Origin of the sequence: Xenorhabdus thuongxuanensis (assembly GCF_001908095.1) — a bacterium.
GTDB classification, from domain to species: domain Bacteria; phylum Pseudomonadota; class Gammaproteobacteria; order Enterobacterales; family Enterobacteriaceae; genus Xenorhabdus; species Xenorhabdus thuongxuanensis.
The window spans coordinates 83,272-92,155 of sequence record NZ_MKGR01000015.1 but is presented as its reverse complement, the minus strand read 5'-3'; the positions used below and the strand labels follow the sequence as shown (position 1 = coordinate 92,155).

Genomic DNA, 8,884 nt, shown 5'->3' with positions numbered 1-8,884 from the left:
CAATTCCGATAATTTGTTCCATGGGACACCTCTTCATATTTTGCTGATGTATTCAGCATGGCTCACTGGAGCCGATTTGGGGAGGTGTCCATTTCATTACCCTCGAATCAAGCCACCCAAGCCATGCGATTCCATAAATTCGGCTGAGAGCGCTTTGACCTCATGGCTGGTTTCAGCTTGCAAAATCAATTTAATAAGATGCTCTAGTTCTTTAGCATCCAAGTGGCGTAATAAATACTTAGTACGCGGAACGCTGCGGCCACTCATGCTCAGGCTACGATAACCTAAGCCAAGCAATATGAGTGTTCCCATTGGTAAACCTGCCATTTCTCCGCATATGCTAACAGGGAGATCAAGTCGCTGGCATTCATCAAAAATGCATTTCAGGGCTCTAATCACCGCAGGATGTAAATTATCATATAGCGAAGCGACGTGTGTATTATTGCGATCCACGGCAAGCAAATACTGAGTTAAATCATTTGTACCAATAGAAACAAAATCAATCCGTTGCTTTAATTGGGGCAGCAAAAAAAGGGTAGAAGGTACTTCAAGCATCATACCAATTTGGGGCATTGTGATGGTATCGGTTAGTGTTTGCTCTACTTCAATTTTCGCTCTCTCAATCAGTTTTCGAGCTTCATCAATCTCTTCAATACTGGTTACCATCGGCAAGAGTATTTTTAAATTGCCAGTCTGTGCATTAGCTTTTAGCATCGCCCGAAGCTGAATCAGGAATATTTCCGGTTGATCCAGCGTGATGCGAATTCCCCGCCATCCCAAACAAGGGTTTTCTTCATTGATGGGCATATAGGGAAGTTGTTTGTCCGCGCCAATATCCAGTGTTCTCAATACGACTGGCTTATCAGGGAAAAGCTCCAGTATCTCTTGGTAACGATTTTTCTGCTCATCTTCTGATGGGAAACCGCTATGCAGCATAAACGGGATTTCTGTGCGGTATAGCCCAATACCGTCAATATTATCTTCTATCTGCCGTTCATGTTTCAGACTCAAGCCTGCGTTAAGCTGCACCAGAACCCGTTCTCCACTTTTTAGCCGCGCTTGTTTCTGCTGTTCATATTCAGCTAATTTGCTGATAATTTGTTCTTCTTCAATAAGTTGTTGGTATTCTTGGGCAACCAGGGGCTCTGGTTCAATAAAAATCTCTCCACGATAACCATCAAGAATTAGTGTCCGGTTGTGCAATAACTCAGGCTGGATATCCGCACCCATGATAGCGGGAATACCCATCGCCCGAACCAATATTGCAGAATGGGAGTGAGTCGCGCCATCGCGCACAATCACACCAACCAATTGATCTTGTGGCAATTCAGCCAACAAGTTGGCACTGAGTTCATCAGCAACCAGTATAAAACGCTGCGGCCACTGCCTTGTGCCCGTGAAGGAGCCATTCAGATGAAACAGTACCCGTTGGCCGAGTGCCCGCAGATCCGATGCCCGCTCGCGCATATAAAGATCTTGCAAGCTGGCAAACTGTTCAGCATATTTTTCAATCACAGTTTTAACCGCCCATTCCGCCACAAAACCGTTATCGACGGAATAAAACAGATCTCGCTTGAGTTGAGGATCATTTAATAAATGAGAATAGAGATCGAAAATGGCGGCACTTTCTTTCTGTGAACTGGCAGTAAAGCGTTTACTGATACGACGGCACTCAGCGGTTGCTTCTTCAAGGGCAAAAGTCAGCCTGGAGCGTTCAGCCTGATAATCCAGGGTCGATGCTTCAGTCACTTGTTCCAACAAAGGCTGGGAACGATCTTGCCATCCCTGTGCCATAACAATGCCATTAGAAATGGTAAGCGCCTTAATGCGGGTCTGACGATACTGGCCGAATAACCCTTTTGTTTGCGCCTGAGCGAGAACAGCAGCAAGCTGCATCGCCAATGTCACCATGAAAGATTCTTCACTTTCATTAAATAACCGTCGCTCATATTGCTGGACGACTAATATTCCCTGCAATTGGCGACGATAAATAATCGGTACACCTAAAAAAGCCCGCAAGCTTTCTTCTCTGACCTGAGGAATATATTTAAAACTAGGATGGTCACGGACATCAGCGAGATTAATTAATTCGGATAAACGCCCAACTTGTCCCACAACGCCTTCATCAAAAGAGAGACTAATTGCTTGCCCTTTGGGTTTTCTTAACCCCTTGGTTGCCATCAGGTAATAACATTGCCGCTGATGATCCGCCAAATAGATAGAGCAAACATCCGTACCCATTGCCAGACACATTTCATTGACTAATAACTCAAGCGCTTCAGATAAATTAGCTGCCATCGCAACCTTTTCGACAATTTCCCGTAAGCGCATGAGCATAGCAATGACCTAACTTTTTCTACGGCGATGTAAATAAGGTGAAGGTAATAATGAAGTGGGCTCCGGCGTTGACATCACAATAGAAGAGAATTCTTTCATCACACGACGATATACATCTCGTTTAAAAGAAACGACCTGCCGGACAGGATACCAATAACTAACCCAGCGCCAACCATCAAACTCCGGTGTCTTACTACGCTGCACATTAATATCCGCTTCATTACACAATAACTGCAATAAAAACCAACGTTGCTTTTGCCCGATACAAACAGGCTTTGTATCCCAACGCACCAAACGCTTGGGTAATTTGTAACGCAACCAACTCCGGGTTGAGGCGAGAACCCGTACATCTTTGCGATTTAAACCAACTTCTTCGAACAACTCGCGATACATCGCTTGCTCTGGTGATTCCCCTGGATTGATACCCCCCTGAGGAAACTGCCAGGAATGCTGCCCATAACGGCGTGCCCACAGAACCTGCCCTTGGCGATTACAAATTACAATTCCTACATTCGGGCGGTAGCCATCATCATCGATCACCAGACTACCTCTCGATATAACAAATTTAAAAAGATAGCTAATTGTTTCACACTCATCTCAAGCGGTAAACCTAAACCTCTATGATTAGACTTTGCAGACGTAGCCGAAATCTCTACAATACCGCTATCTCAACGGGGTGCGACTGTCGCAAAACAGTACTGCTGAGAATAAACCCGTCGAACCTGAACCGGTTAGTACCGTCGTAGGGATTTGAGACGCTAATCATTGATATAACAGATGTCATTTTCATTTAGCACCTTCTCAGATCCTTTGCTATCTGCTAATAACAAACATTAGTCATTAATGTATATAAACATCAATATTTTTTAACTATTGATATATGCAACTATAGGAGAGCAAAGTGTTTACGAAATTATTTTCCAGCTTTATTGCTATCAGTATTCTGTCTATTTCTGGCAGTGTCTTTGCTCAAACAAACCAGGCAAAACCTACCCTGACAGTTTATACTTATGATTCATTTTCCTCTGAATGGGGACCAGGGCCTGCCATCAAAAAAGCCTTTGAAGCAGAATGTGGCTGTGAACTGAAACTTGTTGCGTTGGAAGATGGTGTATCTTTGCTGAACCGTTTAAGGATGGAAGGAAAAAAAACACCAGCAGATATTATACTGGGGTTAGATAACAACCTGATTCAAGCCGCTCAGCAAACAGGGTTATTCACACCAAGTCACATCGATACCTCAAAACTGAAATTACCCATCGCATGGCACAACACGACGTTTATTCCTTACGATTACGGTTATTTTTCCTTTATTTACAACAAAAATACCCTGCCTCATCCACCTAAAAGTATGGATGAATTAATCAATAGCCACCAGGACTGGAAGATTATTTACCAAGACCCACGCACCAGCACTCCAGGCTTAGGACTACTGCTCTGGATACAAGAACTCTATGGCGACAAAGCCGCTCAGGAGTGGCAAAAAGTTGCCAAAAAGACACTCACCGTCACTAAAGGCTGGAGTGAAGCCTATGGCCTGTTTCTGAAAGGTGAAGGTGATATGGTGTTGAGCTATACCACGTCACCTGGCTATCACATTATGTCAGAGAAAAAAGATAACTACGCGACCGCTATCTTCAACGAAGGACATTATTTGCAGATTGAAGTGGCCGCTCAAGTGGCCTCAAGTAAACAGCCAGAACTGGCGAAAAAGTTTATGAATTTCATGCTCTCTCCAGCATTTCAGCAAGTCATTCCAACAACCCAATGGATGTATCCTGTCATTGATATCCCTTTGCCCGACGTTTTCAAACAACTTCCCATTCCTGAGAAATCTCTGCAATTCAGCGCAGATGATGTGGCAAAACACCGTACAAAATGGATCCGTACATGGCAAAGCGCTGTAAGCCGTTAATCGCGGGTTGGTTATTGCCGGGGGTTATTGCCTCCGGCCTGTTAATTATGGTTGCCCTGTCAGCATTCGGGACGCTATGGTTCAATGCGCCTGAAAGCCATTGGCAGGAATTCTTGCATGACAGTTATCTCTGGCATGTCATTCGATTCACCTTCTGGCAGGCATTTCTATCTGCCGTCTTATCGGTAATACCCGCTATTTTTCTGGCGCGAGCACTTTACCGTCGCCATTTTCCAGGAAAGACACTATTTCTGCGCTTATGCGCCATGACCTTAATTCTCCCTGTATTGGTTGCTCTGTTTGGTATTCTCACCGTTTATGGTCAGACTGGCTGGCTGGATAATATTTTCCAATGGATAGGCGTTGAATATCGTTTCACACCTTATGGCCTACAGGGGATTTTGCTGGCACATATTTTCTTTAATATGCCAATGGCTACACGGTTATTACTGCAATCTCTGGAGAGTATTGCCATTGAGCAGCGCCAACTTGCCGCCCAGCTCGGTATGAGTGAATGGCAACATTTTCGTTTTATTGAGTGGCCTTACCTGCGCCGCCAAATTTTACCGACGGGAGCACTGATTTTTATGCTGTGCTTTGCCAGTTTCGCGACGGTTCTTGCTCTTGGCGGTGGCCCAGCCGCAACGACCATTGAACTTGCCATTTATCAGGCTCTCAGCTATGACTACGATCTTGGTCATGCCGCCCTGCTTGCCTTGATACAACTTTTTTGTTGTCTCGGTTTGGTGCTCCTTAGCCAAAAACTTAAAGGCGCACTTTCCGTTGGTTATGGGCATCAACAACAATGGCGTAATCCACAGGATTCATGGCTGCAAAAATTATCTGATGGTTTACTGATTGGCATCGCGTTACTGCTATTAATTCCTCCTTTATTGGCGGTCATTGTTGATGGACTGAACCGTGATATTTTTAATGTTTTAAGCCAAACAGCTTTATGGCAAGCCCTTACAACCTCCATTATTATTGCGCTGGGTGCCGGATTACTGTGTGTTATTCTCACCATGATGTTGCTATGGAGCAGCCGCGAATTACGCTTACGCCATTTCTCTCAATGGGGACAAGCAATGGAAACCAGTGGATTGTTGATCCTTGCTATGCCGGGGATCGTCCTTGCCACCGGTTTTTTTCTCCTGCTAAACACAACGATTGGTCTCCCTCAATCGCCTTACGGACTGATTATCCTGACCAACGCATTGATGGCGATCCCCTACGCACTCAAAGTATTGGAAAATCCAATGCGTGATCTGGCAGAGCGTTACAATCCCTTATGCCGTTCTCTCAATATTCAGGGAATGCACCGCCTGTATTGGATCGAGCTTAAGGCATTAAAAATTCCATTGGCACAAGCGTTGGCTTTCGCGTGTGTATTATCTATTGGCGATTTTGGTGTGATCGCCTTATTTGGCAATGAAGATTTCCGCACTTTGCCTTATTACCTTTCCCAACAAATTGGGGCATATCGCAGTCAGGATGGCGCCGTGACCGCATTTCTACTGCTCCTGCTGTGTTTTGTTTTATTCACTGTAATTGAACGCTTACCGAGCCGACGCCATGATTAAACTTGAAAATGTCATTTATACTTATGAACACTTTGCCATGCATTTTAATGTGAGCGTAAAAGCTGGGGAACGCATTGCGATCCTTGGCCCTAGCGGGGCGGGTAAAAGTACACTGTTAAGTTTAATCGCGGGGTTTCAGTTTCCAGAACACGGTACTATCTGGCTGGATGGCGGAAACCATACAAACACGTCACCTTCCAGACGGCCTGTTTCGATGTTGTTTCAGGAAAATAACCTGTTTTCCCATTTAACCATTGAGCAAAATATTGGTTTGGGATTGCATCCGGGATTACGGTTAAGTGCTGAACAAAAGCAAATGCTGCAACAGATTGCCTCTCAAGTGTCACTGGAGGAGTGTTTATCGCGCCTGCCCGCTCAACTTTCTGGCGGACAACGCCAGCGAGCAGCATTGGCACGTTGTTTAGTCCGCCATCAACCGATTTTATTGCTGGATGAACCCTTTTCGGCACTTGATCCGGCTTTACGCAATGAAATGCTGGAATTACTGGATCAAATATGCAGTGAACGACAAATGACTTTACTCATGGTATCCCATAATCTTGATGATGCAGCCAAAATCGCTCCACGATCTTTGCTGATTGTGGATGGCAAGATTCATTACGATGGGGCGACGGAGAAATTGGTGAGTGGCAAGGCTGCGGAGGCGGTGGTTTTGGGGATAACCACTTAAATAGAGCTTGTTAGAGCGGAATGAGAGGAAACGTTATGAGCATGGTTAGATATAAAAGAAGTGAACTACCGCCTCTGACAGAAAAGCGAGCATCTGAACTTAAGACGCAGTCTGATAGTGATATTGATTATAGTGATATTGCGCCGTTGGATGACGCTTTCTGGAAAAAAGCAGAACGAGGACAATTTTACCGTCCGGTAAAAACACAAGCTTCAGTTAGGATTGATTCTGATGTGTTGGCCTGGCTTAAACAACCAGGAAAAGGTTATCAGACGAGGCTTAACGCTATCTTACGTGAAGCAATGATACGTGATTTACATCGAAAATAATCTCTATACTGCCCGCAATAGCGGGCTTTTTATACTTAACGTATGATACCTTCTGTATCACTCAACCCACTTTCTTATAAACAACTAAATTCTCACTATCTCGATTTGGCCTATGTCCATGCCAAAATAGCGTCATCCCTTCGGGGGCGGGTTCTATCTCTTCGGATAATACAATTAACCAATCACATTTTTCGGGCGTTTCAAATTTACGCTGTTGTTGATGCAAAACACGGGCAAAGTAATAAAGCATTGGCGCTTCTGATTCCCCAATATAATATGATGCCATACAGTCATTATCTTTATACACTCCCGCTAGCTTCTGTTTTAGGTCAAGAAACGCCTCTTTATACCCCTTAGTGTAATCAATCCAGCCAACAAATAATGTAAATACTAATCCCCAAACTGTAGCAATACCTAAAACCCAATTTTGGGCAGCGCGCAAGTCCGGTGATTTAGAAAGAAGCCAACTTTTAGCTATCCATACCGTAGTGATCAAGGCAGCAGCAGTAACAATAAATCCCGAAAAATGCATTTGATAACTCATTGGCAGCCATCGGCTAAATGGGGTTAACCAATGCTTATAGTCAGTGGAAAGCGACGAAAAATAACAAACCCATAAAAAGATAATCAGGGCAGACCAAAATAGGGAAGAAAATAGGGTTAAATATTTATAGATTATTGATGGTATTTTAATAAAAACCCCTGTAGCCAAAATAGCCATGGGTGCAATAAAAGGCAGTAAATATAATGCACGACCAGAGGCTGATATTTGTAATAGAACAACCCCTAATACAACAAAGGCTGCACACAAGAAATAGTGTTTATCTGACAGAATTTTAATTGGGTTTGTTAATATAAAGATAAAAGCCAATATTCCTGATGGCAAGGCAAACAATAGCACTGCCTCAGGGATCATGGTCAAATTTCCCCTTGCCCCAAGATCTTCAACAGAAAAACCTAAAAAGCGACCGATATTGTTATCCCAAAGCCAGATTTTAAATAAATCAGGATGTTCAATAAATAACATGACCGGCCACGGCAGGATTAAAACCAGTGCAATGATCCCTGACAATAAAGCATTTAGCCAATATTGTTTGGTTCGGCAATGTCTAAGGAAAACGGGAGCCAGAACAAGGCAAATCCATAATAATCCCGGAATAAATACCCCTTTTGATAAGAGTGTTACAGTCGTACCTATGATCAACCATAAACAGGAGTAACCTGTTTTTTCGTTTTTGATTAATCCCAGTAAACCATATAATCCGATAGTTGTTCCGGTTATTAGTGAGGTGTCAGTAAACATATCGTGGCTGTGGCGAACTAATCCAGGTGCACTGGCATACAAAGCAAAAGCTATCCATATTCGACTGTCTGTAAAGTTTTTGACATCAAATACGCGACGTGCCAACAGAATAAAAAAGGAAAAATTGATCACTGAAAAAAATAAAGAGGCTGTCCTGGCGGCATCGTGCATCGGAAGCCAATGGGATAATAAATGGATAAATGAAGTGGCTGTCCAATAATATAAAGGGGGCTTTTCCATAAAAGGTTGACCAGCATTCATTGTTACCAACCAATTCCCTGTTTCATACATGGTATGAATAATGCCAAAACTGTAATTTTCATCTTGTTTCCAGGGTGTATGTCCATAAACACCGGGTAACAAATATAGTAGAGTAAAAGCGATAAATAATAGCAAGGATTTGATATCTGTTTGCGTCAATTTATTGGAGTTATTCATTAATATTTACCAGATTCAGTTAATGTTTCATTCTTTCAAAAAAATTAATTGGATATCACCCAATTAATAATAACAACAAAATAGACTTAAGTTTGAAAAAAACAATGAATCATTTTGATTATTTAAAGCAGTTAATATCTCTTTGGTAACAATTAATTTATTATAAATAATATTATTATCGCTTTATTAATTAATCAGAACCACCCGCATAGCGGGTGGTTTGCTCTAGCCCTATAAGGGCATGTTACCGACTGCGCCTAAATGACGCGGCTTTCTCTTCGTTCAAGCTAA

Annotated in this window: 7 protein-coding genes and 1 riboswitch; of the genes, 4 read left to right on the top strand and 3 right to left on the bottom strand. The window is 43.0% G+C overall.

The features are described 5' to 3' along the window. Positions 1 to 96: 96 nt before the first annotated feature. Positions 97 to 2,337, bottom strand: a complete 2,241-nt coding sequence (gene ptsP / locus Xentx_RS11400; protein WP_074020283.1) for a phosphoenolpyruvate--protein phosphotransferase — start codon at positions 2,335 to 2,337, stop codon at positions 97 to 99. A 9-nt stretch (positions 2,338 to 2,346) separates the two neighbouring features. Then, the gene (gene rppH / locus Xentx_RS11395; protein WP_074020282.1) at positions 2,347 to 2,877 is read right to left on the bottom strand and encodes an RNA pyrophosphohydrolase; all 531 of its coding nucleotides are present in this window, start codon (positions 2,875 to 2,877) and stop codon (positions 2,347 to 2,349) included. A gap of 122 nt (positions 2,878 to 2,999) precedes the next feature. Then, positions 3,000 to 3,104, top strand: a riboswitch (TPP riboswitch). A 134-nt stretch (positions 3,105 to 3,238) separates the two neighbouring features. On the opposite strand from rppH, the gene thiB reads away from it, so the two are divergent. Genes thiB through Xentx_RS11375 form a run of 4 tightly spaced genes read left to right on the top strand, consistent with a single transcriptional unit; the run spans position 3,239 to position 6,852 of the window. After that, positions 3,239 to 4,252 carry a thiamine ABC transporter substrate binding subunit gene (thiB, locus tag Xentx_RS11390; protein WP_074020281.1) on the top strand — a complete coding sequence of 338 codons (1,014 nt, stop codon included), beginning with the start codon at positions 3,239 to 3,241 and terminating at the stop codon, positions 4,250 to 4,252. Beyond that, positions 4,228 to 5,832: a thiamine/thiamine pyrophosphate ABC transporter permease ThiP gene (gene thiP / locus Xentx_RS11385; protein WP_074020280.1), complete on the top strand. Its 1,605-nt coding sequence runs from the start codon at positions 4,228 to 4,230 to the stop codon at positions 5,830 to 5,832. The genes thiB and thiP overlap by 25 nt, the downstream gene beginning before the upstream one ends. Beyond that, positions 5,825 to 6,523: a thiamine ABC transporter ATP-binding protein ThiQ gene (gene thiQ / locus Xentx_RS11380; RefSeq protein WP_074020279.1), complete on the top strand. Its 699-nt coding sequence runs from the start codon at positions 5,825 to 5,827 to the stop codon at positions 6,521 to 6,523. Before thiP ends, thiQ begins: the two co-directional genes overlap by 8 nt. Before the next feature lie 35 nt (positions 6,524 to 6,558). Further along, positions 6,559 to 6,852, top strand: coding sequence for a BrnA antitoxin family protein (locus Xentx_RS11375; protein WP_074020278.1), 294 nt, complete (start codon positions 6,559 to 6,561; stop codon positions 6,850 to 6,852). 61 nt (positions 6,853 to 6,913) lie between these two features. Here the strand turns inward: Xentx_RS11375 and Xentx_RS11370 are convergent, their stop codons facing one another. Next, entirely contained in the window at positions 6,914 to 8,593 is a 1,680-nt protein-coding gene (locus tag Xentx_RS11370) for an ArnT family glycosyltransferase (protein ID WP_074020277.1), read from the bottom strand. Between the last annotated feature and the right edge of the window lie 291 nt (positions 8,594 to 8,884).

Excerpts from the sequence above, each read along its gene's own strand:
- Xentx_RS11375 (WP_074020278.1), top strand. The coding sequence starts at position 6,559 with ATGAGCATGGTTAGATATAAAAGAAGTGAACTACCGCCTCTGACAGAA.
- thiP (WP_074020280.1), top strand. The coding sequence starts at position 4,228 with ATGGCAAAGCGCTGTAAGCCGTTAATCGCGGGTTGGTTATTGCCGGGG.
- Xentx_RS11370 (WP_074020277.1), bottom strand. The coding sequence starts at position 8,593 with ATGAATAACTCCAATAAATTGACGCAAACAGATATCAAATCCTTGCTA.
- ptsP (WP_074020283.1), bottom strand. The coding sequence starts at position 2,337 with ATGCTCATGCGCTTACGGGAAATTGTCGAAAAGGTTGCGATGGCAGCT.
- thiQ (WP_074020279.1), top strand. The coding sequence starts at position 5,825 with ATGATTAAACTTGAAAATGTCATTTATACTTATGAACACTTTGCCATG.